At 72.1% G+C, this 25759-nt stretch carries 22 protein-coding genes; 19 read left to right on the plus strand and 3 right to left on the minus strand.

Features of this window, described 5'->3' with window-relative positions:
• Positions 1–192: 192 nt before the first annotated feature.
• A complete protein-coding gene (locus tag HCC61_RS27945) occupies positions 193–2007 on the minus strand; it encodes a glycoside hydrolase family 15 protein (RefSeq protein ID WP_169140345.1) in 1815 nt (604 codons plus the stop codon).
• 473 nt (positions 2008–2480) lie between these two features.
• Here HCC61_RS27945 and HCC61_RS27950 point away from each other — a divergent pair, with 473 nt between their 5' ends.
• The 14 genes from HCC61_RS27950 (at position 2481) to der (ending at position 19387) form a co-directional block, all read left to right on the plus strand.
• Complete coding sequence (locus HCC61_RS27950; RefSeq protein WP_169140347.1) at positions 2481–4133, plus strand: CTP synthase; 1653 nt, start codon at positions 2481–2483, stop codon at positions 4131–4133.
• 3 nt (positions 4134–4136) lie between these two features.
• A complete protein-coding gene (locus HCC61_RS27955) occupies positions 4137–4796 on the plus strand; it encodes an NUDIX hydrolase (protein WP_169140205.1) in 660 nt (219 codons plus the stop codon).
• Between the two features lie 224 nt (positions 4797–5020).
• On the plus strand, positions 5021–7192 hold the full coding sequence (locus tag HCC61_RS27960) for an AAA family ATPase (RefSeq protein WP_169140207.1): 2172 nt from the start codon (positions 5021–5023) through the stop codon (positions 7190–7192).
• A gap of 226 nt (positions 7193–7418) precedes the next feature.
• Positions 7419–8534 (plus strand): alanine dehydrogenase, encoded by a 1116-nt coding sequence (gene ald / locus HCC61_RS27965; RefSeq protein WP_169140349.1) that lies wholly within the window; start codon positions 7419–7421, stop codon positions 8532–8534.
• Between the two features lie 416 nt (positions 8535–8950).
• Positions 8951–10144, plus strand: a complete 1194-nt coding sequence (locus tag HCC61_RS27970; RefSeq protein WP_169140209.1) for a ParA family protein — start codon at positions 8951–8953, stop codon at positions 10142–10144.
• An 80-nt stretch (positions 10145–10224) separates the two neighbouring features.
• Positions 10225–11034 carry a hypothetical protein gene (locus HCC61_RS31595; protein WP_346777426.1) on the plus strand — a complete coding sequence of 270 codons (810 nt, stop codon included), beginning with the start codon at positions 10225–10227 and terminating at the stop codon, positions 11032–11034.
• A gap of 90 nt (positions 11035–11124) precedes the next feature.
• Complete coding sequence (locus HCC61_RS27980) at positions 11125–12444, plus strand: ScpA family protein (protein WP_169140211.1); 1320 nt, start codon at positions 11125–11127, stop codon at positions 12442–12444.
• Between the two features lie 263 nt (positions 12445–12707).
• A complete protein-coding gene (gene scpB / locus HCC61_RS27985) occupies positions 12708–13319 on the plus strand; it encodes an SMC-Scp complex subunit ScpB (RefSeq protein WP_206323123.1) in 612 nt (203 codons plus the stop codon).
• Positions 13319–14638, plus strand: a complete 1320-nt coding sequence (locus HCC61_RS27990) for a pseudouridine synthase (RefSeq protein ID WP_169140213.1) — start codon at positions 13319–13321, stop codon at positions 14636–14638. The genes scpB and HCC61_RS27990 overlap by 1 nt, the downstream gene beginning before the upstream one ends.
• 162 nt (positions 14639–14800) lie before the next feature.
• Positions 14801–15163: a chorismate mutase gene (gene aroH / locus HCC61_RS27995; RefSeq protein ID WP_169140215.1), complete on the plus strand. Its 363-nt coding sequence runs from the start codon at positions 14801–14803 to the stop codon at positions 15161–15163.
• The gene (locus HCC61_RS28000; RefSeq protein ID WP_169140217.1) at positions 15163–16251 is read left to right on the plus strand and encodes a prephenate dehydrogenase; all 1089 of its coding nucleotides are present in this window, start codon (positions 15163–15165) and stop codon (positions 16249–16251) included. The genes aroH and HCC61_RS28000 overlap by 1 nt, the downstream gene beginning before the upstream one ends.
• Positions 16252–16385: 134 nt before the next feature.
• Positions 16386–17132 carry a (d)CMP kinase gene (gene cmk / locus HCC61_RS28005; RefSeq protein WP_169140353.1) on the plus strand — a complete coding sequence of 249 codons (747 nt, stop codon included), beginning with the start codon at positions 16386–16388 and terminating at the stop codon, positions 17130–17132.
• Positions 17129–17785, plus strand: a complete 657-nt coding sequence (locus tag HCC61_RS28010; protein ID WP_169140219.1) for a lysophospholipid acyltransferase family protein — start codon at positions 17129–17131, stop codon at positions 17783–17785. Before cmk ends, HCC61_RS28010 begins: the two co-directional genes overlap by 4 nt.
• 123 nt (positions 17786–17908) lie before the next feature.
• Positions 17909–19387 (plus strand): ribosome biogenesis GTPase Der, encoded by a 1479-nt coding sequence (der, locus tag HCC61_RS28015; protein WP_169140221.1) that lies wholly within the window; start codon positions 17909–17911, stop codon positions 19385–19387.
• A gap of 33 nt (positions 19388–19420) precedes the next feature.
• On the opposite strand, the gene HCC61_RS28020 is transcribed toward der, so the two are convergent.
• Together HCC61_RS28020 and HCC61_RS28025 are read right to left on the minus strand one after the other, a co-directional pair.
• Positions 19421–19711: a hypothetical protein gene (locus tag HCC61_RS28020; RefSeq protein ID WP_169140169.1), complete on the minus strand. Its 291-nt coding sequence runs from the start codon at positions 19709–19711 to the stop codon at positions 19421–19423.
• A 233-nt stretch (positions 19712–19944) separates the two neighbouring features.
• Positions 19945–21060, minus strand: a complete 1116-nt coding sequence (locus tag HCC61_RS28025) for a hypothetical protein (protein ID WP_169140223.1) — start codon at positions 21058–21060, stop codon at positions 19945–19947.
• Positions 21061–21405: 345 nt separating this feature from the next.
• Between HCC61_RS28025 and HCC61_RS28030 the strand changes: the two genes are divergently transcribed.
• The 5 genes from HCC61_RS28030 (at position 21406) to HCC61_RS28050 (ending at position 25727) form a co-directional block, all read left to right on the plus strand.
• Positions 21406–22656: a glycosyltransferase family 4 protein gene (locus tag HCC61_RS28030; protein WP_169140225.1), complete on the plus strand. Its 1251-nt coding sequence runs from the start codon at positions 21406–21408 to the stop codon at positions 22654–22656.
• Positions 22653–23768 (plus strand): hypothetical protein, encoded by a 1116-nt coding sequence (locus HCC61_RS28035; RefSeq protein ID WP_169140227.1) that lies wholly within the window; start codon positions 22653–22655, stop codon positions 23766–23768. The genes HCC61_RS28030 and HCC61_RS28035 overlap by 4 nt, the downstream gene beginning before the upstream one ends.
• Before the next feature lie 45 nt (positions 23769–23813).
• Positions 23814–23984, plus strand: a complete 171-nt coding sequence (locus tag HCC61_RS28040) for a hydrophobic protein (RefSeq protein WP_169140229.1) — start codon at positions 23814–23816, stop codon at positions 23982–23984.
• A 122-nt stretch (positions 23985–24106) separates the two neighbouring features.
• Positions 24107–25072 carry a YafY family protein gene (locus HCC61_RS28045; RefSeq protein ID WP_169140231.1) on the plus strand — a complete coding sequence of 322 codons (966 nt, stop codon included), beginning with the start codon at positions 24107–24109 and terminating at the stop codon, positions 25070–25072.
• Positions 25073–25505: 433 nt separating this feature from the next.
• On the plus strand, positions 25506–25727 hold the full coding sequence (locus HCC61_RS28050) for a hypothetical protein (RefSeq protein WP_169140233.1): 222 nt from the start codon (positions 25506–25508) through the stop codon (positions 25725–25727).
• Positions 25728–25759: the final 32 nt, after the last annotated feature.

Genomic DNA, 25759 nt, shown 5'->3' on the forward strand with positions numbered 1-25759 from the left:
CGGGGCACCCCCCACCCCCCGCCTGTGGGGGTCCCCCCGGGCCGCCAGGCCCAGGGGAAGGCCCCGTCCCTCACCTCCACGCCCGCTGCCGGTTGTCGCCGGGCAGCGGGCGTGGTGGCGTCCGAGTGGGGCCGCGTGGGCCCGCGTGGAGGCCGTGCCCGCCGGCCGCTGTGAGCGCGGCCGACGGCCGCCTCAGCCCCCGTACGCGCCGGAAGCCGTCAGCCGCAGCGCGGTGTCGATCAGCGGCACGTGGCTGAACGCCTGCGGGAAGTTGCCCACTTGGCGCTGAAGCCGCGAGTCCCACTCCTCCGCGAGCAGTCCCAGGTCGTTGCGGAGCGACAGCAGCCGCTCGAAGAGCTTCCGTGCCTCCTCGACCCTGCCGATCATCGCCAGGTCGTCCGCGAGCCAGAAGGAGCAGGCGAGGAACGCGCCCTCCTCGCCGTGGAGTCCGTCCACGTTGTCGCCGTCGACCTGAGAGGTCGGGTAGCGCATCACGAAGCCGTCCTCGGTGGACAGCTCCCGCTGGATCGCCTCGATCGTCCCGATGACGCGCTTGTCGTCCGGCGGCAGGAAGCCCATCTGCGGGATCAGCAGCAGCGACGCGTCCAGCTCCTTCGAGCCGTAGGACTGCGTGAAGGTGTTGCGCTCCTTGTCGTAGCCCTTCTCGCACACGTCGCGGTGGATCTCGTCGCGCAGATCCCGCCAGCGGTCCAGCGGACCGTCGACGTCGCCGGACTCGATCAGCTTGACCGTACGGTCGACCGCGACCCACGCCATCACCTTGGAGTGCACGAAGTGCCGCCGCGGGCCGCGTACTTCCCAGATGCCCTCGTCCGGCTCGTCCCAGTGGTCCTCCAGGTAGCCGATGAGCTTCAGCTGGAGCAGCGAGGCGTAGTCGTTGCGGGACAGGCCGGTCATGTGGGCCAGGTGCAGCGCCTCGGTGACCTCGCCGTAGACGTCGAGCTGGAGCTGGCCGGCGGCCTGGTTGCCGATCCGCACGGGCACCGAATTCTCGTACCCGGGAAGCCAGTTCAGCTCCGCCTCGCTCAACTCCCGCTCGCCGGCGATGCCGTACATGATCTGGAGGTTCTCCGGATCGCCGGCCACCGCGCGCAGCAGCCACTCGCGCCATGCGAGCGCCTCCTGGTGGTAGCCGGTGCGCAGCAGCGAGGAGAGGGTGATGGCCGCGTCCCGCAGCCATGTGAAGCGGTAGTCCCAGTTGCGCATGCCGCCGATGCACTCGGGCAGCGACGTGGTCGGTGCGGCGACGATGCCGCCCGTCGGCCCGTACGTCAGCGCCTTGAGCGTGATCAACGACCGTACGACGGCCTCGCGGTAGGGGCCGTGGTACGTACAGTCGTCGACCCACTCGCGCCAGAAGTCCTCCGTCGCGCCCAGCGCCGTCTCCGCGTCCGGCTCGGCCGGCGGGCTCTTGTGCGACGCCTGCCAGCTGATGGTGAAGGCGACGCGCTCGCCGGGGGCCACGGTGAAGTCCGCGTATGTCGTGAGGTCCTTGCCGTAGGTCTCGGCGTCGGTGTCCAGCCACACCGAGTCCGGCCCCGCGACCGCGACCGTGCGGCCCTCGATCTGCTGCACCCACGGCACGACCCAGCCGTACGAGAAGCGCATGCGCAGCGCCGAACGCATCGGCACCCGGCCGCTGACCCCTTCCACGATCCGCACCAGCTGCGGTGCGTGCTGCTCGCGGGGCGGCATGAAGTCGATGACGCGGACCGTGCCGCGCGGGGTGTCCCACTCGGATTCGAGAATCAGGGAATCACCGCGGTACCGGCGGCGGTCCGCCTTCGGCGGCTCCGCTCCGTCGGCGGTGGCGGGCCCCACCCGCCAGCAGCCGTGCTCCCCCGTGCCCAGAAGGCTCGCGAAGACAGCATGGGAATCGAAGCGCGGCAGGCACAGCCAGTCCACCGAGCCGTTCCTGCCGATCAGGGCTGCGGTCTGCATGTCCCCGATGAGTGCGTAATCTTCGATGCGCCCAGCCACGTATATCTCCAGTCGAACTGTGGCTCGCCCCTTGGGACGTGCGATGACCTGCGGATTTCCGTCCAGCTCAATCATGTGTCCGATCGAGCGTCCGAGCAGGATACGACGGAGCGGAGGGCTCCGTGCGGCGCTCTCCCCAGGACGGATGAGCCGATGAGGTGAGCGTGTGCGGAGGCGCTCACCAGGTGCGACCATGCCCTCACCGTAGGGGACGGCGGGAGCCCGCCCGAAGCCGCTGAGCTGTGACGCCGGACGCAGTCCCGGTTACGGCGGGACCCGGCCCCCGAGGGTCGCTGATACCCTGGTGGCCCGTGGACCGGTGGGCGGGAGTTCCCGGATTTCGTCCTCGAATCTCCGGCACGGAAAGCCCCCGGAGCCGCAGCGACGGTATCCCTGAGCATCCGCTGCGCAGCGCTGCGTACCGAGGTCAGGGCGCCGGTGCGCACCTCACCTCGCTACCACGGGAGCACGTCTTGGCATTGCCGCCCAGGTCCACGACGACCAAGCATCTCTTCGTCACGGGGGGTGTGGCCTCCTCGCTCGGCAAGGGCCTCACCGCCTCCAGTCTGGGCGCGCTGCTCAAGGCGCGTGGTCTGCGCGTCACGATGCAGAAGCTGGACCCGTATCTGAACGTCGATCCGGGCACCATGAACCCCTTCCAGCACGGCGAGGTGTTCGTCACCAACGACGGCGCCGAGACCGATCTGGACATCGGGCACTACGAGCGCTTCCTCGACGTCGATCTCGACGGCTCCGCGAACGTCACCACGGGGCAGATCTACTCCACCGTCATCGCCAAGGAGCGGCGCGGCGACTACCTGGGCGACACCGTGCAGGTCATCCCGCACATCACCAACGAGATCAAGAACCGCATCCGGCGCATGGCCACCGACGACGTCGACGTCGTCATCACCGAAGTCGGCGGCACCGTGGGCGACATCGAGTCCCTGCCCTTCCTCGAAGCGGTGCGCCAGGTGCGCCACGAGGTCGGCAGGGACAACGTCTTCGTGGTGCACATCTCGCTGCTGCCCTACATCGGCCCGTCCGGCGAGCTGAAGACCAAGCCGACACAGCACTCCGTGGCGGCGCTGAGAAGCATCGGCATCCAGCCCGACGGCATCGTGCTGCGCGCCGACCGTGACGTGCCGCGCTCCATCAAGCGCAAGATCTCGCTGATGTGCGACGTGGACGACCCCGCCGTCATCGCCTGCAAGGACGCCCCGTCCATCTACGACATCCCGAAGGTCGTGCACGCCGAGGGCCTGGACGCCTATGTCGTACGCAAGCTGGACCTGCCCTTCCGCGACGTGGACTGGACGCAGTGGGACGACCTGCTGCGCCGCGTCCACGACCCGGACCACGAGGTGACGGTCGCCCTCGTCGGCAAGTACATCGACCTCCCGGACGCCTACCTCTCGGTCACGGAGGCGCTGCGCGCCGGCGGTTTCGCCAACAACGCCCGCGTGAAGGTCAAATGGGTCACCTCGGACGACTGCCGCACCCCCGAGGGCGCCCGCGGTCAGCTCGGCGACTGCGACGCGATCTGCATCCCCGGCGGCTTCGGCGAGCGCGGCGTCGACGGCAAGCTCTCCTCCATCACATACGCGCGTGAGAACCGGATCCCGCTCCTCGGCCTCTGTCTGGGCCTCCAGTGCATCGTCGTGGAGGCCGCGCGGAATCTGGCGGGCATCGAGGACGCCAACTCCACGGAGTTCGAGCAGGGCACGGCGCATCCGGTCGTCTCCACCATGGCCGAGCAGCTCGACATCGTCGCCGGCGACGGCGACATGGGCGGCACGATGCGGCTCGGGCTGTATCCCGCCAAGCTCGCGGAGGGCTCCATCGTGCGCGAGGTCTACGGCGGCGAACCGTACGTCGAGGAACGCCACCGGCACCGCTACGAGGTCAACAACGCCTACCGCGGGGAGCTGGAGAAGAAGGCCGGACTGGTCTTCTCCGGCACCTCCCCGGACAACAAGCTGGTTGAGTACCTGGAGTATCCGCGCGAGGTCCATCCGTACCTCGTCGCCACCCAGGCACACCCCGAGCTGCGCTCGCGGCCCACGCGCCCCCATCCGCTCTTCGCGGGTCTCGTCGCGGCGGCCGTCGCACGGCAGCAGGGCGAGGGCTGAGGGATGACGGAGAACACACTGCCGGCAGCTCACGGAAAGCCCATCGTGGACGCCCCCGAGGCATGGGAGGTCACCGCGACCGCGCTGCCCTTCGAGGGCAAGAAGACCGGCGTGCGAACCGACGACGTCGTGATGCCGGACGGCTCCGTGGTCCGCCGCGACTACCAGGTGCACCCCGGTTCCGTGGCCGTGCTCGCCCTCGACGAGGACGACCGCGTGCTGGTGCTCAGCCAGTACCGGCACCCGGTGCGCGAGAAGCTGTGGGAGATCCCGGCCGGCCTCCTCGACGTGCCCGGGGAGAACCCGCTGCGCGCCGCTCAGCGCGAGCTCTACGAGGAGGCCCACGTCAAGGCGGGGGACTGGCGGGTGCTCGCCGACGTCTACACCACGCCCGGCGGCTCGGACGAGGCCGTACGCGTCTTCCTCGCCCGCGATGTCGCGGCGGCCGAGGGCGAACGCTTCGAAGTCTCCGAGGAGGAGGCCGACATGGAGCTGGCGCGCGTGCCCGTGGCGGACCTGGTGCGCGGCGTGCTCGCGGGGGAGCTGCACAACAACTGCCTCGTGGTGGGTGTGCTCGCGCTCACCGCCGCGCGCTCCGGGCCCGGCCTGGACTCGCTGCGCCCGGCCGACGCGCCGTGGCCCGCCCGGCCGTTCGACAACTAGCCGCGTACGGCGGGCCGTTGGACGGCGCCGTGCACGCCCGGCAGGACGCCTCGTCCCAACCCGCCGTGTGCGCCCCGCGTGTGCTCGTCTGTGCCCGCGTGTGCCTGCGTGTGCGGCGCGCGTACCGCGTGCCGCCGCCCGGGGTGAACTACGCTCGGTGCGTTCCCGGCCGCGGTCGCGGCGGGGCTCGTACGCGCGGACTCAGTTGGACGGGAGCGTGGCCCGTGACGGACCAAGCGGTGCAGCCCGCAGGCACGCAGGACCCGTCCCGTTCCCCGCACGGCGACGCTCCGCACTCCGCCGGCGCACCTCAAGAGGCCCACGACGGCGGGCACTTCACCGGCCGGGAGAGCGAACTGGCCCAGATGCGGGCCGACATGGAGAAGGCCGGACTGCACACCCTCTCCGGACGGCCCTCCCCGCACAGCCGTGTGCTGCTCGTCGCCGGGCGGCCCGGCTCCGGACGCACCGCGCTCGCCGAGGCGTTCGTGAGGGAGGCGGCGGGGCACTACGGCGACGGCGTACTGCGGGCCCGGCTCACCGAGCCCGGCGACACCCCCGTGCCGACCGAGCGCACCGCACGCGAACTGCTCGCCGCCCTCGGTCCCGACCCCGTACCCGCGGGCGCGGACGAGGACGAACTCACCGAGGCCCTCCGCGCCGAACTGGGCCGCCGCCGAGTGCTGCTGCTCCTCGACGACGTGACTCTGCCCGAGCAGGTGCTCGACCTGCTTCCCGACACCCGTGACTGCCTCGTCGTGGCCGTCGCCTCCGGGCCGCTGACCGGCGTGCCGGACGTACGGCCGTGCACCCTCGGCGGCCTCGGGCGCGACGCCGCCGTGTCGCTGCTCGCCGCCTGGGCCGGGGCCCCGCACCGCACGACCGTCGATCCCCGCAGCGCGGAACTCGTCGCCGAGGCCTGCGGACATCTGCCCGCCGCCCTGGTGCTCGCGGGCGGATGGCTGGCCGCCCGCCCGAAGCTGTCCGTCGCCGAGGCCGCCGAGCAGCTGGGGAAGGCCCGCGGATCCGATCCGCTGGAGCGCGCCTTCGGCCTCGTCGCCGGGTCCCTGACGAGGACGCCGGCGCGGGTGCTGCGGATGCTCGCGCTCGCGCCTGAGGGCCTCGTCGACGCGCACACCGCCTCGTCGCTCGCCAACTGCCCGGTGACAGCGGCCCGGCAGATCCTGGATGAGTTCCTGCGGCTGGGGCTGCTGCGCAACAGCACGCTGGCGCAGGGCTGTTACGCGGTGCCGCGCTGCCTGGACCCCCTCCTGCGCGCCCAACTCGCGGAGCACGAGGGCCCGGAGGAGACCGTGCTGGCCCGCGCGCGGATGCTGGAGCGGACCGTACGGCGGCTGAGGGCGTGCCACGCAGTCACCGAGCCGGAGGGCTCCGAGGCCCGCAAGCGTGTGGCGTTCCTGCCGCGCGCGGTCCGCTTCGGCTCGCGGCGCGAGGCCCGCGAATGGCTGGAGGCCCGGCGGCCCGCGATACTCGCCGCGGCCAGGCTCGCCGTCGCCGAGGGCGGCGGCAGGCTCGACGGGCTCGCGCGGCGGCTGATCTCCGCGCTGGCTCGCGCCTTCGACGCACACCGCTCGCCGGAGGAGGCGGCCCCCGAGCTGTACCGGCTGCACGAGCTGGTGCTCGACGTCGCGGAACGCGCCGGGCTCCAGCGGGAGCGCGCCGCCGCGCTGCTCAACCTCGGGGATCTGGACGCCCGTTCGGGCAGGCACCCGCGCGCACTGACCCGCTACCGGGCCGCCCTGGACGCGGCCCGCGAGGAGGAGGAGAGCGGGCGCGGTGGCGGCGGATCCCGTGGCGCCCGTGACGACCGTGGCGCCCGTGACGACCGCGGCGGTGCGCACGGCGGACGCGGCGGCCAGGACCCTGCCGCCGCCGCCCGCGCCCTGGAGTCCATCGGCTCCACCTACGAGGACATGGGCGACGCGGAGCGCGCCGCCGACTGGTACGGCCGCGCGCTCGCCCACCACCAGACCCGTGACGCCCGCGCGGCGGCGGCCCGGCTGCACGGCCGGCTGGGCGCGGTGCACACCGGCGCGGGCGGCTACGGCGAGGCGCTGCGCCAGTGGCGCGCGGCGGCCGCGAACTTCCGCAGGCTGGGCGACGCCGGCGCACACGCCCGCGCGCTGGCCGAGATCGCGAGGGTGCACGAGCTGGCGGGACGTCCGCAGGAGACGGTGCGCTGCTGCCATCAGGCACTTCAGGTGCTACAGGACGAGGGCGGGGGCCAGGCGGAGGACGAGCGGCTGCGGGCGGCGCTGCTGCTCAGGCTGGCCGACGCCTGCGACCGGACCGGCGATGTACGCGAGGGCCGCAGGCACCGTCAGGCCGCCGATGACCTGCTGAATTCGCATGATCTGACGGTTGGACTGGAGTAGACCTAAGAAACCAATAGTTAACACGCGAAAGATTCCTTGTTTGTAAGGCTGGACAGCGCGGGATCCTTCATTAGACTGGCGGAGCCGTGGCCCTCCAGGCGACAACCGGCATATATCCGTCATGTGCCTCGTGTGCTGCCGTATCGGGATGTGCGCCACGGATGCCTCCCGCACCCACAGGTGCGGGCGCTTCCGAAACAACCCGAAGTCAAGGACCGTGATCGACGTGAAGGTCGGCATCCCCCGCGAGGTCAAGAACAACGAGTTCCGCGTGGCCATCACCCCGGCCGGGGCGCACGAACTCGTACGCAACGGGCACCAGGTCGTGGTGGAGCGAGGAGCCGGCACGGGCTCCTCCATCCCGGACGAGGAGTACGTCGCGGCCGGAGCCGCCATCCTGGGCTCCGCCGACGAGGTCTGGGCCACCGCAGACATGCTGCTGAAGGTCAAGGAGCCGGTCGCCGAGGAGTACGGGCGGCTGCGCAAGGACCAGACGCTCTTCACCTATCTCCACCTCGCGGCCTCCAAGGCGTGCACCGACGCCCTGCTGGAGTCCGGCACCACGGCCATCGCCTACGAGACCGTCGAGACGGCCGCCCGCAGCCTTCCGCTGCTCGCGCCGATGTCGGAGGTCGCGGGCCGTATCGCGCCCCAGGTCGGGGCGTACCACCTGATGCGCTCGGCCGGCGGGCGCGGTGTGCTGCCGGGCGGGGTCCCGGGCGTACCGGCGGGGCGCGCGGTCGTCATCGGCGGCGGCGTCTCCGGCTGGAACGCCACGCAGATCGCCATCGGGCTGGGCTTCCACGTCACCCTGCTCGACAAGGACGTCAACAAGCTCCGCGAGGCCGACCGGATCTTCGGCACCAAGGTGCGCACGGTCGCCTCCAACGCGTACGAGCTGGAGCGTGCCGTGCTGGAGGCGGACCTGGTGGTCGGCGCGGTGCTGATCCCGGGGGCGAAGGCGCCGAAGCTGGTGAGCAACGAGCTGGTCTCCCGCATGAAGCCGGGAAGTGTGCTTGTCGACATCGCGATCGACCAGGGCGGCTGCTTCGAGGACTCGCGCCCGACGACGCACGCCGAACCGACCTTCCAGGTACACGAGTCGGTCTTCTATTGCGTCGCCAACATGCCCGGCGCCGTGCCCAGCACGTCGACGTACGCGCTGACGAACGCCACGCTTCCCTACATCGTCGAACTCGCCGACTGCGGCTGGCGGGACGCCCTCCGTCGGGACGCCACGCTCGCCAAGGGCCTCAACGTCCATGACGGAGAGGTCTTCTACGGGCCTGTCGCCGAGGCGCACGGACTCGACAGCCGCGAACTCGGCACGCTGCTGGGCTGATTCACACCGGTTCAGACGCCGGCCAGGGCGTCAACCGCACAAGTCAACGCCGCTGAACTGCCGTTGAGCAGCATTCAGGGCGCGTCACCGGGTGTCACCGGCTCTGCGACCGCCGCCGCGGTCCGGGGCCGGTGACGCTCTTCAGAAGGGGTGCCGGGCGGTGTGACGGCGGCTCAACCGCGGGCTTGTTCCGGTGAGTTCACGCCTCCGCGCGTCCCCGCGCCGCCCCGCCCGGAAGGTGCCGTGACGCACATTGCCCCTTGACAGCGGAGTGTTCGCACCTCGACACATCGTGCCGTCTCCGGTGGATTGTGTTGCTGCGAACCGCCGACACGCCATAGAGTCGCCAATCGTCGGCATGGTGTCACGCTGACCTGTCTAGAAATTTCCTGGTCACCAAGGAGGTAGGACGACTTGTGAATGAGTCGACATTTTCTCCCGGGGGTGGTCAACCAGGAGCACCTGCGCGGGGCCAGGGGTCCTCGGGGTCCGAGGATGTCGGCTCCGTAGCTGTCCGCACCTTCGCCTCCCACCAGAACGCATCACCGACATCAACAGCCCAACAGAGCATGGACGGCCGCCAAGTGAACGCCATGGCCGGCAACTCGGCGGGCGACGAGTCCGCCGAGCTCGCCGACTACAGTGACCCGCACCGCGTCCCCTACGGCGAGCTGCCCGAAGGGCACTTCTACGACCCGGACGCGGACTACGAACCGGACCCCGAGTACGCGGCGACGCTCGCACCCGACGCCGCCAGACAGCGCCGGGAGCGGATCGGCCCGACCGGGCGCCCGCTTCCGTACTTCCCGATCCCCGGACCCGTCAGCGAACCCGGGCCCGCGAAGATCATCGCGATGTGCAACCAGAAGGGCGGCGTCGGCAAGACGACCTCCGCCATCAACCTGGGTGCGGCGCTCGCGGAGTACGGACGGCGTGTGCTGCTCGTCGACTTCGACCCGCAGGGCGCCCTGTCGGTCGGTCTCGGCGTGAATCCGATGGAGCTCGAACTCACGGTCTACAACCTCCTGATGGAGCGCGGCCTGGCTCCGGACGAGGTCCTGCTGAAGACCGCCGTGGCGGGGATGGACCTGCTGCCGAGCAACATCGACCTCTCGGCCGCCGAAGTGCAGCTGGTGAGCGAGGTCGCCCGTGAGTCGACGCTTCAGCGCGCGCTCCAACCCCTGCTGAGCGACTACGACTTCATCGTCATCGACTGCCAGCCCTCGCTCGGTCTGCTGACGGTGAACGCACTCACCGCGGCGCACAAGGTGATCGTGCCGCTGGAGTGCGAGTTCTTCGCGCTGCGCGGTGTCGCCCTGCTGACCGAGACGATCGAGAAGGTGCAGGAGCGGCTCAACCCGGAGCTGGAGCTCGACGGCATCCTGGCGACGATGTACGACTCGCGCACGGTGCACAGCCGCGAGGTCCTGGCCCGCGTGGTCGAGGCGTTCGACGAGAACGTCTACCACACCGTCATCGGGCGGACCGTGCGCTTCCCGGAGACGACCGTCGCGGGCGAGCCCATCACGACGTACGCCTCCAACTCCGTAGGTGCCGCCGCATACCGCCAGCTCGCCAGGGAGGTGCTCGCCCGGTGCCACGCCGAGTGAGTCTTCCTGCTGCTGACGAACTGTTCCGTACGACCGGGGGCTCAGCGGTCCAGCCGTCGTCCCCCGCGAACCAGAACCACATCAACGGTGAGGAGCCGTCCGACAAGGGCACGCAGTCCACGACCCGGGTGCCGGCGCCGGCCGGCGATCAGGAGTCCCCGGACGCCGCGTCGCAGGCGGACACCGCGGAGGACGCGGGTTCCGCCGACGCGGCGGAGGACACGGCACCGGGAGCCGGCGACGGCGGCCGGGGTGAGCACAGCGCCGCGGGGGAGGGCGACGAGTCCGGTGCCGAGGGCGGCGGCCCGGCGTCCGGCGGCGGGCCCGCCTCGGGAGGCGGCGAGCACACGGGCCGCGAGGGCGGCGACGGGCAGGACAAGCAGGCGGCGCAGCGGCGTACGGTGCCGGGCCAGGGCGCTCCGCAGGGCGGCGTGGGGCGCACGGGCGGCGGGCAGGGCTCCGCCGGTTCCGCGGGCGCGGGTGCGGGTGCCGCGGGTGCGGGTGCCGCGGGGTCCGCGGAGATGCCGTCCCGCCACAGCGCGGCGGCGGGTCCGGCCGGCGGTGCGGCACCCAAGTCGCCGCAGCAGACGAAGAGTTCGCGCACCGCCGAGCCCAGGGGCCGTCAGCAGGCGGGCGGTTCGGCCAGGCGCGGCGGCCGCGGCGCCAATCGCCGTCCCAGCGGGCGCGAACGGCACGACGAGAAGATCACCGTCTATGTCTCCGCCGAGGAGCTGATGGACCTGGAGCACGCCCGCCTCGTGCTGCGCGGTGAGCACGGGCTGGCGGTTGACCGCGGCCGTATCGTGCGCGAGGCCGTCGCGGTGGTCCTGGCCGATCTGGAATCCCGCGGGGACGCGAGCATCCTCGTACGGCGGCTGCGGGGGCGCTGAGCCGACCTTTGCGCCACCACATCCGAAAGCGCGGGCACATGAGTGAGCCGGAACGCCCTGACCGGCTCCTCCCCAGTACGCTGCCCCGCGATGCCCAGTCCTGACGACCACGCCGAACCGGTAGCCCGCACCGCCCGCCGCACACTGGGGCGGGGGCCGGGCACGTCGTCGTCGGCTTCCGGCGCGGGACGTCCGGAAGAACGCGCGGGAACGGGCGGTGAGCCGGAGGTTGCTGCTCCGGCACCGGAGCCCGTACGTGAGCCGGATCCCGAACCGGATCCCGGGCCTCAGCCGGTGGCCGGGCCTCAGCCGGTGGCCGGGCCCGAGGCCGTAGTTGAGGCCGAGCCTGATCCGGAGCCCGAGCCGGATCCCGAGCCGGAGCAGAACCCGGACGTACAACTGCCGGACGCAGAAGCGCCGGACGTACAGGGCCCGGACGTACCGGACCCGCAGGCACAGCCCCCGGAGACTCGGGCCCCGGAGGCTCGGGCGTCGGAGGAGGGCGACGGTGAAGGGCAGCCCGACGACGGGCGGTTCAAGGTCGTGCTCGACAACTTCGAGGGCCCCTTCGACCTGCTCCTCCAGCTGATCTCCAAGCACAAGCTGGACGTCACGGAGGTCGCGCTCTCCAAGGTCACCGACGAGTTCATGGCCTACATCCACGCCATGGGCCCGGACTGGGATCTCGACCAGACAACCGAATTCCTCGTCGTCGCCTCGACGTTGCTCGACCTCAAGGCCGCCCGGCTGCTGCCCGCGGCGGAGGTCGAGGACGAGGCGGACCTCGCGTTGCTGGAGGCGCGCGACCTGCTCTTCGCGCGGCTGCTCCAGTACCGCGCGTACAAGGAGATCGCCGCGATCTTCGCGGGCCGCATGGCGCAGGAGGCGCACCGCCACCCCCGTACGGTCGGGCTCGAACCCCACCACGCCGAGCTGCTGCCCGAAGTCGCCATCAGCATCGGCCCGGAGGGCTTCGCCCGGCTCGCGGTGAAGGCGATGCGCCCGAAGCCGAAGCCGCAGGTGTACGTCGAGCACATCCACGCGCCTCTGGTGAGCGTGCGCGAACAGGCCGAAGTGGTGGTGGCCCGGCTGCGGGAGTTCGGCGAGGTCACGTTCCAGCAGCTCACGCAGGACGCCCCGGACACCCTGACCGTCGTCGCGCGCTTCCTCGCCCTCCTGGAGCTGTTCCGCGAACGTGCGGTCTCCCTCGAACAGGAGGAGGCGCTCGGTTCGCTCACCGTCCGCTGGAGCGGCGAGGACGACAAGGAGCCCCTGGTGACGGACGAGTTCGACCAGGAGCCCGGACAGCAGAGCGACGAGCCCGAGCCGGAGCCCGAGCCCGAGCCGGAGCCCGAGCCCGAGCCGGAGGTGCGGCAGGAGGCCGCGCCCGAGGAGGAGTTGAGGACGTGAGCGAGGAGACGTACGAGGTCCAGGAGGCGGCGGCGGACGCGGCGGCCGAGCCGGTGCGTGGGCCCGTGCCCGCGGCGGTACGCGACGGGGATGCGCCCGAGCCCCCGGCCCGGGACACGGGCGGCGGCACCGACGGCGAGGCGGGCACCGGCGCGGACGCCGACGGCGCCCCCGACGCCGGTCCCGATCTCGACACCGCCCCCGACCCCGAGACCGACGCCGATGCGGACGAGGGCGCCGAGGTCCCCGAGGGCGTCGCCGCCCTGGAGCTGAAGCCCGCGCTCGAAGCCGTGCTCATGGTCGTCGACGAGCCGGCCACCGAGGAGCATCTGGCGAAGGTGCTGCAACGTCGGCGCCGTGAGATCTCGGACGCCCTGCGCGAACTCGCCGACGAGTACGACCGTCAGCACCGGGGCTTCGAGCTGCGGCTGGTCGCGGAGGGCTGGCGCTTCTACACGCGGGCGGAGTTCTCCGAGGCCGTGGAGAGCTTCGTGCTCGACGGCCAGCAGGCCCGGCTGACGCAGGCGGCGCTGGAGACGCTCGCCGTCGTCGCCTACCGCCAGCCCGTCAGCCGTTCCCGGGTCTCGGCCGTACGCGGTGTCAACTGCGACGGCGTGATGCGTACGCTCCTGCAACGGGGGCTGGTCGAGGAGGCGGGCGCGGAACCCGAGACGGGTGCGATCCTGTACACGACGACGCATTACTTCCTGGAACGGCTGGGCCTGCGCGGACTGGACGAGCTTCCGGAGCTGGCGCCCTTCCTTCCCGAGGCGGACGCCGTGGAGGGGGATTCACAGGAAGGCGTGCCGTCGTTCGACGTAGACGCAGATGACGGCGGCGACGCGGTCCACGACAGAACGCAGACGGAACACTGATGCGAAGCAGCGGCAACACCGGCGGTAACCGTAATAACAGGGGCACGGGCGGCAGGTCCTCCCCTCGTGCGGCCGGCGGGGGCGGAGGCAGGCAGAAGCGGACGGAGCGTCCGCGCCCCGAGGAGCGCCGTTACGGCAGGGGCTCCGAGGAGCGGGCCGCGGGCGGCTCCAAGCCGGGCCCGAGCTCCGGCGCCAAGTCCGGCCCGAAGTCCGGCCCGAAATCCGGTCCTAAGTCCGGCTCGAAGCCCGGCGCCAAGTCCGGCCCGAAGTCCGGTCCCAAGGCAGGATCCGCGCCCGGCCCCAAGGGCGCACGCAAGGCGGCGGGCCCCAAGCAGACCGGGAAGAGCGCAAGCGGCACCGGCACCGGCACCGGCACCGGCACCGGCACCGGCCGCGGCGCCGCGGCCAGGAGCGTCGCGGCGAAGAACGCCGCCAAGAGCGGCCCCCGCAAGGTCACCGGCAGCGGCGCCCCCAAGGCACGTGCCCGTAACGCCTCCGCGCCCGCGCGCCCCCGCGAGTACGAGGCGCAGATCGAGGAGCGCAACCGCGCCCGCCACACCAAGGCCGCCACGAAGCTGCCGAAGACCTTCGGCGAGCAGGACGGCGAGCGCCTCCAGAAGGTGCTGGCCCGCGCCGGCATGGGCTCGCGGCGCGCGTGCGAGGAGCTGATCGAGCAGGCCAGGGTCGAGGTCAACGGCGACATCGTCGTCGAGCAGGGCCTCCGCGTGGATCCCGGCAAGGACGAGATCAAGGTCGACGGGCTGACGATCGCCTCCCAGTCGTACGTCTTCTTCGCGCTCAACAAGCCCTCGGGCGTGGTCGCGTCGATGGAGGACCCGGAGGGCCGCCAGTGCCTGGGCGACTACGTGCAGAACCGGGACACCCGCCTCTTCCACGTCGGCCGCCTCGACACCGAGACGGAGGGCCTCATACTCCTCACCAACCACGGTGAGCTGGCCCACCGCCTCACCCACCCCCGCTACGGCGTGAAGAAGACCTATCTCGCCGCGATCCAGGGTCCTCTGCCGCGCGACCTGGGCCGGCGCCTGAAGGACGGCGTACGGCTGGACGACGGCTACGCCCGCGCCGACCACTTCCGGGTCGTGGAGAACACCGGCAAGAACTACCTCGTCGAGGTCTCCCTGCACGAGGGGCGCAAGCACATCGTGCGCCGCATGCTCGCCGAGGCCGGCTTCCCCGTCGAACGGCTCGTACGGACACGCTTCGGGCCCATCGCGCTCGGCGACCAGAAGTCCGGCTGGCTGCGCCGCATGACGAACACCGAGGTCGGGATGCTCATGAACGAGGTCGGGCTGTAGCTCCGGCTGCGGATCCGGCTGCGCCCGGGGATCGGCGTCTCAGTGTGCGGTCCGCCCGGACGCCGTCCCGTCCCGGCGATCTACGCTGGCGCCGGCCAGGCCACGGCGACGGGCGCATGCCCCGCGGCGGGTGGCGAAGCAGCAGCGAGAGCGGGGAAGGCGTTGGCGGTACGAGCGGTGCGGGGAGCCGTCCAGCTTGAGCAGGACGAATCCGGCCACATGCACGAGCAGGTGTCGGCGCTGATGACCAGCCTGCTGGAGCGCAACGGCCTCACCGCGGAGGACCTGATAAGCCTCTGGTTCACGGCCACCCCCGATCTGCACAGCGACTTCCCGGCGGCCGGCGCACGTAAGCTCGGCATCGTGGACGTACCGCTGATCTGCGCGCAGGAACTCGACGTCGCAGGCGCCATGCCCCGTGTGGTGCGGGTGCTCGCGCACGTCGAGTCGGAGCTGCCCAAGTCGGAGATCAACCACGTCTACCTCGGGGCGGCGGCCGCACTCCGCAAGGACATCGCCCAGTAATGCGTACAGCTCTCGTCGTCGGCACGGGCCTCATCGGCACTTCCGCCGCGCTCGCCCTGACCGGGCGCGGGGTGCGGGTGCACCTGCGCGACATCGACCCGGAGCGGGTGCGTACGGCGACGGCGCTCGGCGCGGGCACGGACGCCGAGCCGGAGGGCCGCGTCGACCTCGCGATCGTGGCCGTACCGCCGGCGCACGTCGCACGCACCCTCGCGGACGTCCAGCGCGGCGGCCTCGCCCGCGGCTGCATCGACGTGGCCAGTGTCAAGGGCGGGCCGCGGCGCGAGCTCACGGAGCTCGGCGGCGACCTCGCCGGATACCTGGGCAGCCACCCCATGTCGGGCAAAGAACAGAACGGACCGCTGGCCGCGACCGCCGACCTCTTCGAGGGCCGGCCCTGGGTGCTCACGCCCACCGCCGACACCGACACCGAGGTGCTCAACCTCGCGCTCGAGCTGATCGCGCTGTGCGGCGCCGTGCCCGTCGTGATGGACGCCGACGCCCACGACCGGGCCGTCGCCCTCGTCTCGCACACTCCGCAGCTGCTCTCCAGCATGATCGCGGCGCGTCTGGAGGCGGCCGACGAGACGGCCGTACGCCTCTGCGGCCAGGGCATCCGCGACGTCACCCGCATCGCGGCCTCCGACCCGGCGATGTGGGTGGAGATCCTCTCCGCCAACCCCGGGCCGGTCGCCGACATCCTCGCGGACGTGGCGACGGACCTCGACGAGGCCGTACGGGCGCTGCGCGCGCTCGGCTCCGCGGACGAGGAGAAGCGGGGCGGTGGCGTCGCGGGCATCGAGAGCGTGCTGCGCCGCGGCAACTCGGGCCGCGCACGGGTGCCCGGCAAGCACGGCCAGGCACCGGCCTCCTACCGGACCGTCGCGGTCCTCATCAGCGACCGGCCTGGGGAGCTGGCCCGGATCTTCGCGGACGCGGGGGCCGTGGGCGTCAACATCGAGGACGTACGCATCGAGCACGCGACGGGACAGCAGGCCGGCCATGTGCAGCTGATGGTCGAGCCGGGCGCGGCCTCCGTGCTGGAGACCGCGCTGCGTGAGCGAGGCTGGTCGCTCCGGCAGCAGTGAGCGCGCACAACGGGCCCGCGAGGGCGGCGGGAAGGGGCCCGGCGGTGAGCCGGTAGCCTTGTGCCCGGGCCGGTACGGCACGGCCCCCGCCGCTCTGCCCGTGCTCGAGAAAGGTCCCCCACAGCGTGTCTGACGTGATTGTCGCCATCGACGGCCCCTCCGGCACGGGCAAGTCCAGCACCTCCAAGGCCGTGGCGGAGACCCTCGGCCTGAGCTACCTGGACACGGGCGCGCAGTACAGGGCGATCACCTGGTGGATGCTGACCAACGGCGTGCCGGTGGACGACGCCGCGGCGGTGGCGGCCGCCGCCTCCGAGCCCGTGATCGTCTCCGGTACGGACCCGGCGGCGCCCACCATCGCCGTCGACGGCACGGACGCCTCGGGGCCCATCCGCACCAAGGAGGTCACGGCGGCGGTCAGCTCCGTCAGCGCCGTCCCCGAGGTGCGGTCCCGCATCACCGCGCTTCAGCGGTCCATCGCCGCGGAGGCGGCCGGCGGCATCGTGGTCGAGGGCCGGGACATCGGCACGACCGTGCTTCCCGACGCGGATCTCAAGGTGTTCCTCACGGCCTCGCCGGAGGCGCGGGCCTCCCGGCGGAGCGGAGAGCTGAAGGGCAAGGACGCCACCGACCTGTCGGCCACGCGCGAGGCGCTGATCCAGCGGGACGCGGCCGACAGCGGCCGCAAGACGTCACCGCTGAAGAAGGCCGACGACGCGGTCGAGGTGGACACCACTCAGCTGACGCTGGAGCAGGTCGTGGAGTGCGTCGTCACGCTCGTCGAGAAGGCGGCCGACGCGAAGTCCGGCGGGTCCCGAGGGCCCGACGGGGCCGGCGGGGCCGGCGGGGCCGATGAGAAGGCGGGGCAGATCTCCAAGTGACATCGACCGGCTCCGCCCCCGGTGCGCGAGGGGCAGCAGCCGGACGCCGTATCGGTCTGGGCCTGATGCACGGCCTGTGGCGTCCGCGTGTGCTGGGCGCCCGGCGCGTACCGCCGAGCGGGCCCGCGATCCTGGCCGTCAACCACTCGCACTTCGTCGACGGACCCATGCTGATCGGCACATCGCCGCGGCCCGTGCACTTCCTCGTCAAGCAGGAGGCGTTCATCGGGCCGCTCGGCCCGTTCCTGCGCGGCATCGGGCAGATCCCCGTCGACCGCAGCGGCACCGACCGCGCCGCGGTCCTCGCCGCGCTCGGCGTGCTGGAGCGCGGCGGGATGCTGGGCATCTTCCCCGAAGGCACCCGCGGCGAGGGCGACTTCGCCTCGCTGCGCTCGGGGCTGGCGTACTTCGCCGTACGCTCGGGGGCGCCCGTCGTCCCCGTCGCCGTGCTCGGCAGCAACGAGCGCCCGGGCCGGCTGGTGAAGGCCCTTCCGGCGCTGCGAGGGCGCATCGACGTCGTGTTCGGCGACCCGTTCGAGGCAGGCGACGGCAGCGGGCGGCGCACGCGCGGGGCGCTGGACGAGGCGACGGTGCGCATCCAGCACCGGCTCACGGACCACCTGGCGGAGGCCCGCCGGAGCACGGGACGCTGACGGCCGTGCGCCCGACTCGGCGCGGGCCCGGGCGGCCGGTGTCCCGGCAGACTTGAAGCAGCCGCGGCGCGGATCCCGTATCGCGGCGGACCACCTGAACATGAACGACGAGGACGAGACCGCATGGACGACAACGGACAGCACGGCGTGTACGAGCCCGGGCACGACCACGGTGAGCTCGGCGACGCCGAGTTCGACCGGTTCATGGAGCTCGCCGCCGAGGAGGGGTTCGACGCCGAGGAGGTGGAGGGCGCCCTGGAGGAGGCCTCGCAGGGCCCGCTGCCCGTGCTGGCCGTCGTGGGCCGCCCCAACGTCGGCAAGTCGACCCTGGTCAACCGGATCCTCGGCCGTCGCGAGGCCGTCGTCGAGGACCGTCCCGGGGTGACCCGCGACCGTGTGACGTACGAGGCGGACTGGGCCGGCCGCCGCTTCAAGGTCGTGGACACCGGCGGCTGGGAGCAGGACGTGCTCGGTATGGAGGCCACGGTCGCCGCGCAGGCGGAGTTCGCCGTCGAGGCGGCGGACGCCGTGGTCTTCGTGGTGGACGCCCAGGTCGGCGCGACCGACACCGACGAGGCGGTCGTACGGATGCTGCGCAAGGCCGGAAAGCCCGTGGTGCTCTGCGCCAACAAGGTCGACGGACCGACGGGCGAGGCGGACGCGGCATACCTGTGGGGGCTCGGACTCGGCGAGCCGCACCCCGTGTCGGCGCTGCACGGGCGCGGCACGGGCGACCTGCTCGACGCCGTGCTGGACGCGCTGCCCGAGGCGCCCGAGCAGACCTTCGGCGGAACGGGCCCGGGCGGCCCGCGACGGGTGGCGCTCATCGGCCGTCCCAACGTCGGGAAGTCCTCGCTGCTGAACAAGGTCGCCAAGCAGGAGCGGGTCGTCGTGGACGCGATCGCCGGCACGACCCGCGACCCGGTCGACGAACTCATCGAACTGGCCGGAAAGAACTGGATGTTCGTCGACACCGCCGGCATCCGCCGTCGCGTGCACCTCCAGGAGGGCGCCGACTACTACGCGTCGCTGCGCACCGCGGCGGCGCTGGAGAAGGCGGAGGTCGCGGTCGTGCTGATCGACGTGACCGAGTCGATCAGCGTGCAGGACCTGCGCATCATCACCATGGCGGTCGAGGCCGGGCGTGCGCTCGTCATCGCGTACAACAAGTGGGACGGACTGGACGACGAGCGCCGCTTCTATCTGGAGCGGGAGATCGAGCGGGACCTGGTCCAGGTCCGCTGGGCGCCGCGCGTGAACATCTCGGCCCGCACCGGGCGGCACATGGAGAAGCTGGTGCCCGCCATCGAGACGGCGCTGGCGGGCTGGGAGACGCGGGTGCCGACGGGGAAGCTCAACTCGTTCCTCGGCGAGATCGTCGCCTCGCACCCGCATCCCGTGCGCGGCGGCAAGCAGCCCCGCATCCTCTTCGGTACGCAGGCCGGCACCCGGCCGCCCCGTTTCGTGCTCTTCGCCTCGGGCTTCCTGGAGGCGGGCTACCGGCGCTTCGTGGAGCGGCGTCTGCGCGAGGAGTTCGGATTCGAGGGGACGCCGATCCACATGTCGGTGCGGGTGCGGGAGAAGCGCGGGAAGAAGCGGTAGCGGCGGGGCGGCGGGCCCGGCCGCCCGTTGCCGTCAGTACGTCTTCGCCTGGCCGTCGCGCGGTGCGGGCGGCAGCGCCGCCTGTACATGGCCGCCGCGGCGGGGCAGCGCGTCCCGCGTCCAGTCGTCGCGGTGCCGGCCGTCGTCGCCCCAGCTGCCGGTGCCCGTGCCGTGCACCGTGCCGAAGCCCTGGAAGCGCAGCTCCTCCTCACCGGTGCGGTCGCCCGGCAGCGTGCGGAAGAGCCGGCCGTACTCCGCGTACAGCGCGTCGTAGATGGGGGTCGAGGAGACGTGGGGCGCGGGGGCCTCGTGGCCCGTGCGCATCGCGGGGATGCCGAGGCCGGGGCCTCTGCCCTGGTCGCGGTAGGGGCGGTGGGCTCGTGAAGGTTCGTAAGGCTGCACGTCTGGGCCAACGACGGCGCCGCCCCGCGGATGCGGGGCGGCGCGACGGATGACCTGTTCGCAGGGGGTGGCGGGGGTTCGCAGGGGGCGCGGGGCGGGCCCCGGTCCGTGCGCGCGAACCGCCGGGCACCGTCGGCGTGGACGGTGCCGTGCCGTCAGGAACCGGCGAGCGGCATCGCGGCGCCGAGCAGGACTCCCTGCGCGGCGGCCTGCACCAGGGCCTCGCGCAGCAGGTCCTCGCGGGGCTGCGGCCCGATGGCGCCGACGGGCGCGGCGTATACGAGCACGGTGTTGCTGTGGTTCGCCGCGTCGCGCCAGCCGTCGGTGACACCGAGCGCCTGGTGCGCCTGCCACCAGATGTTCTGCTGTACGGAGCCGCCCGAGGGCGGTTGCAGGATCGCGTGCAGCTGGCCCATCGCGACGAGTACGGACCAGCCGGGCACGGGCTCCGGGGGCCGGGTGAGGCCGGTGACGGGGAGGAAGCCCTGCTCCAGCAGGAGCGGCAGGAAGTCGTCGCCCTGGCCGTCCGAGCCGGGCCGGGCGATGCGCGACGTCGGTTCGACGACGACCGCCGCGTACACCGTCTCGTCGATGAGGACCTGGCCGCAGGTGACGCCGAGAACGGCGCGCTCCGGGGACCGTTGCGCGGGCTGCCCGGATGGGGGGACCTGGACGGGCTGCTGGAGAGGGGCGGCGGTCTGGGGGGTGTGCGGAGGAGCTGCGGCGTAAGGGGGTACGGGCGCCGCGGTGTATGCCGGGGCGGGCTCCTGGGCGCGTGGCGCCGTCGTGCCGCCGGGTCCGGTCGCGGGGCCGGGAGCTTGGGCGGGCGCGGGACCCGGAGCGGGTGCCGGTACGGTCACGGCCGGTCCGGGCGAGACCGTGGGCGCCGGAGCGGGGGCGGGGGCCGGAGCCGGGGCGGGCCCCGGTGCGATCGGACCCTGCGGCGTCATCGGTCCCTGCGGTGCGATCGGTCCCTGCTGTGCCGCCTGTCCCGCGGCCGCGGCGTCGGCGGTGATCGTACGGACGGCGCCCTGCACCTCCTCCTCCGAGACCCTGATCACCTGCGAGGGGACGCACGCGGCGTGCGCGAAGGCGAGCACCGCGGTCTCGTCGCCCACGAACAGGACGGTGCTGGTGGGGACTTGGCCCGTGTCGCCCGGGGCGCGGCACGAGGTGCAGTCGTAGCCGCCCGGGGCGTTGTCGCCCGTGAGCAGCCGGTTGGCTTCATCGTCGCCGATCTCGGCGCGTACGTCGTCGCTGACATCGAGCATGGGGGACACGGGGGCTCCCTGGGCGTTCGGTTCTTGTCCGTATGAACAACGGGGGAGCCGTGGCACCGGTCACGCGTGAGCGGACGCGTAATCGCGGCGGCCGACGAGGGAGTCCGGCGGCGGGCGCCGTCGGCGCTCCGGCCCTCGGGGAGACGTGCGGAGTGCGAAACGGCGCTGTCCCCACCGGAGTTCCAGAACTTTCTTCACGATGTCGGAACTCTTCTGGAACAAAACCGCCATGGCATCCACCGGTCGTCCAACCATCACCGGCACAAGGCCGTCTAACCGGTGACAGACGGGGAGTTGGGGGAACGAACGCTCTATATGCGTGGGAGTCGGTGCAGAATGCACATCTCTTTTCTGATCAGCAGCGCGTACGGCATGGGGGGAACCATCCGCACCACGTTCAATCTGGCGCGGACGCTTGCCGAACATCACGACGTGGAGGTCGTGTCGGTGTTCCGTTACAGGGACACGCCGTTCTTCGACCCGGGGCCGGGGGTGCGCCTGCGTTCGCTGGTCGACATGCGCCGGCACAGCCCGGGCTACGAGGGCGACGATCCCGAACACGCCCTGCCCGCCCGGGTGTTCCCGCGCGGCGACGGGCGGTATCCGCTGTACAGCGCATTGACCGACCGCCGTATCGGCGAGCATCTGGGAAGCACCACGGCGGACGTCGTCATCGGCACCCGCCCCGGGCTCAACGCGCACATAGCCCGCCAGACCCGCCGCGGCCCGGCACGGCTGGGCCAGGAGCACCTCACGCTCGCCACACATCCGGCGCGCCTGAAGCTGATCCTCCGTGCCACCTATCCGCGGCTGGACGCGGTCACCACCGTCACCGAGGCGGACGCCCGCGACTACCGCAGGATCCTGCGGCTGCCCGGCGTACGGATCGAGGCGCTGCCCAACAGCGTGCCCGTGCCGGACGTCAGGCCCGCGGACGGCACGGGGAAGTGGGTCGTCGCAGCCGGACGGCTCGCGCCCGCCAAGCGGTACGACGTGCTGATACGCGCCTTCGGCGAGGCCGTGGCCGAACGGCCCGACTGGGGCCTGCGCATCTACGGGAACGGGCGGGAGCGCGACCGGCTCCGTGCCCTCATCGACGAACTCGGCCTCTACAACCACGTGTTCCTCATGGGGCCCGCGCACCCCATCGAGGCCGAGTGGGCCAAGGGCGCGATCGGCGCCGTCACTTCGAGCCTGGAGTCCTTCGGCATGACGATCGTCGAAGCGATGCGGTGCGGGCTGCCGGTCGTGGCGACCGACTGCCCGCACGGGCCGGGCGAGATCATCCGCGACGGCGTCGACGGGTTCCTCGCACCCACGAACGACATACCGGCGGTCTCGGGTGCGCTGCTGCGGCTCATGAACGACGACGATCTGCGCCGGCGCATGGGACAGGCCGCGGTGGCCTCCTCGGCCCGCTTCGACCCGTCCAAGGTGGGCGCGCGCTACGACGACCTGCTCAGGGCTCTCGCCAAGCGGCCCGGCGGCGCCGTGCACAGGGCCCGCGGTCTGCTGCTCGGCGGGGCATACGCGGCGAAGGACGCCGTCAAGGCCGTGAGACCGGTACTCCAGGGAGGACGCGCATGACCGCGTATGTGACCGGTGCGCAGGGGCCGTTGGGCCCCGTCACGGATGCGGTGAGGAAAGGTCTCCGTACGGCGGGGGCCGCGCACGCCTCGTCGTCGCCGGCCACCGCAGTGCGTACTCGCCCCCGCGCCGACTGCACAGCCGACAGCGCGGGCGGGCTGACCTTCGACATACGCCTCGACGACGGTGCGCCCGCGTCGCCGCTGCGGGGCGACGGTGCGCTGCTGCTGCGGTTGCGCCGTGGCGAAGGCCCGTCCGGTACCGTGCGGCTGCCGCTGGGCCCTGCCGAGGCGGAGGGCGTCCTGCGCGCGGTGCTGCCCAGCATCATGAGCCTTCCGGAGGGCCGCTGGGACGCCTATCTGGTCCTCGGCGGCGACGAACCGCGGCGGCTGCTGCCGGGCGTGCACGATCTGCGTTCCCTCATCGACCGGGTGCCGCGTGAGGGACGTACGTGGCTGGGCGTGCGCATCCCGTACGCCACCAAGTACGGGAATCTCACGGTCCGTTCATGGCTGCGCTGGCCGCACGCGGAGGCCGGTCCGCTGGAGGTCGGGGACGGCGGAGTGGCTCTGCGCGGCAGGCTCTACGGCGCCCGGCTCTCGGACACGGCGACCCTGGAGGCGCGCCCGCGCGGCGGCGGGGAGGCGCCAGTCAGCGTGCCGCTGCTCCGCGACGACCACGGACACGGGGGCGGGCACGGGCACGGATACGGGCGGGAGCCCGGTCATGAACGCGGCGGCGCCGACGGCCAGACCGCGGAAGGCGGTCGCACGGAAGGCGGCCGTACGGACCGCGATCGAGCGGACGGCGATCGGACGGACGGTGACCGTACGGAGGGCGAAGGCGGCCCGCCCCCCGGCTTCACCGCCCGGCTGCCCCTCGAACTCCTGCCGTACGGGGACCGCGTGTGGAACCTGTGGGTGCGCCCGTCCGCGGAGGAGGAGCCGGTGCGCCTCGCCCGGATTCTGGACGACGTACCGGACAAGAAGCAGATCTTCAGCTATCCGCCGCAGCGTGTGACGGCTCCGTGCGGTGCGGTGACCTCGGTCAGGCCGTACTACACGCGCGACAACGACCTGTCCGTGCGTGTGACTTGTGCGGAGCCGGTGTGAAAACCCGCAAAGGGGCCACCCGTTGCGCCAGGAGGTGTTGTCCCGATGGTTCCTGTACTGCTCGTACTGCTTCTCGCGCTGATACTTTTCGGCGCCGGCTTCGCCCTGAAGGCGCTGTGGTGGATCGCCATAGCGGTTCTGGTGATCTGGCTGCTCGGCTTCCTGCTGCGCAGCACCGGTGCCGGCGGGAAGAGGGCGCGCTGGTACCGCTGGTAGCGAGCCGGGCGGCCGGTCCGGGGCCCCGCTTCGAGCGAGGTCACGACGGCTGTCTCTGAACTGCCCCTACTGCCACCCGTCGCGGACAGAAGGTGTCCGCGACGGGTGGCAGACTCACGTTCATGGTCGAGACCTCGGCACGGCTGCTGCGTCTGCTCTCGCTTCTCCAGTCCCCGCGTGAATGGTCCGGCGCGCAGCTGGCCGAGCGGCTCGGCGTCACCACGCGCACGGTCCGCAGGGACATCGACCGGCTCCGCGGCCTCGGCTACCCCGTGCACTCCAGCACCGGCACCGCGGGCGGCTATCAGCTGGGCGCGGGGGCCGAACTGCCCCCGCTGCTGCTGGACGACGAGGAGGCCGTGGCCGTCGCGGTCGGCCTGCGGGGCGCCGCGAGCGACGGCGTGCAGGGCATCGAGGAGTCGTCCGCGCGTGCGCTGGCCAAGCTCGAACAGGTGCTGCCGCACCGGCTGCGCCGCCGCGTCAACGCGCTGAACGCCTACACCGTCCCGATGACGCGGGCACACCACGGGCCTTCCGTCGAGGCGTCCGTCATCACCGAACTCGCGCACGCCTGCCGCGATCAGCAGCAGCTGCGCTTCTCGTACGAGACACACGACGGCACCGTCACCCGGCGCACCGTCGAGCCGCACCGGCTCGTCAGCACCTACCGGCGGTGGTATCTCGTCGGCTGGGACACCGAGCGCGAGGACTGGCGCACCTTCCGGATCGACCGCATCACGCTCACACCGCCGCACGGCCCGCGCTTCGCCCCGCGCCGCCCGCCCGCCGAGGACTTGGCGGCGTGGGTGTCGGAGGGCGTGGCCGTCAGGGTGTACCCGGCGCAGGTGACCGTGCTGCTTCGGGTACCGATCGAGCGGGCGGCCGAGGTGGTCACGATCTCGACGGGCACGCTGGAGGCGGTCGACGAGCACAGCTGTCTGCTGCGCACCGGAGGCCCGTCGCTCGAAGTGGTCCTTCCGTACATCCTGATGCTCGGATTCGACTTCGAAGTACGAGCGCCTGAAGGGCTGTTCAGCCAGGTCAGGGCGTTGCGCGACAGGCTCGACCGGGCCCTTGGCGGAAGTTGAGGACCCGCTTCCTCTTCTTCGCGGTCTCCGTCCCTTCGCCCATCTCCCCCTTCCCTTGGTTCTCCTCTTCTCGTTCTCCGTGCCCCGCGTCACTTCCCCGCCGCTCTCTCTTCCCCGCGTCTCCGCAGGGGCGGGAAGGCTCGTTACGCCCGGAATTGTGCAAGCGGTTGCGACACACAAGTCCCGTACGGCTCCGCAGCGTTACCGGATCACAGTGCCCACGGAAGAATTCCGGGGTGCCACGCAATTCCAGGCGCCAGGTCCGCGGACGAATTCCGGCGAACGAATCCGGACCGGGCGAAGGGCGGAATACGGGCCGCCGAAGAGGCCACGTACGAGTGACACGGTGAACGGGGAACGACGCCGCGATGCCTGTGACAAGAGTGTGACCAGCTGACGATACGGCCCGGACTTCCGGCGGTACGGTGGCGGCATGGCACCGGAATCTTCAGCCCAGGACACCCCGCAGGACGACCCGGAGAGCTACGTCGGGCTCACGGCGGAAGCGGCCGAGGAACGCGCGTACGCACGTGGCTGGACCAGCGTGCGGTCGCTGCCGCCGGACGCGATCATCACCATGGAGTATCTGAGCGGGCGGCTGAACTTCGCCGTCGAGAAGAGCACGGGGAACGTGGTGCGCTGCTGGAAGGGCTGATCCCGGCCGGCCTGCGGAAGGCCTGCGAGGCG

The organism is Streptomyces sp. HNM0575 (assembly GCF_012726265.1).
GTDB lineage: Bacteria > Actinomycetota > Actinomycetes > Streptomycetales > Streptomycetaceae > Streptomyces.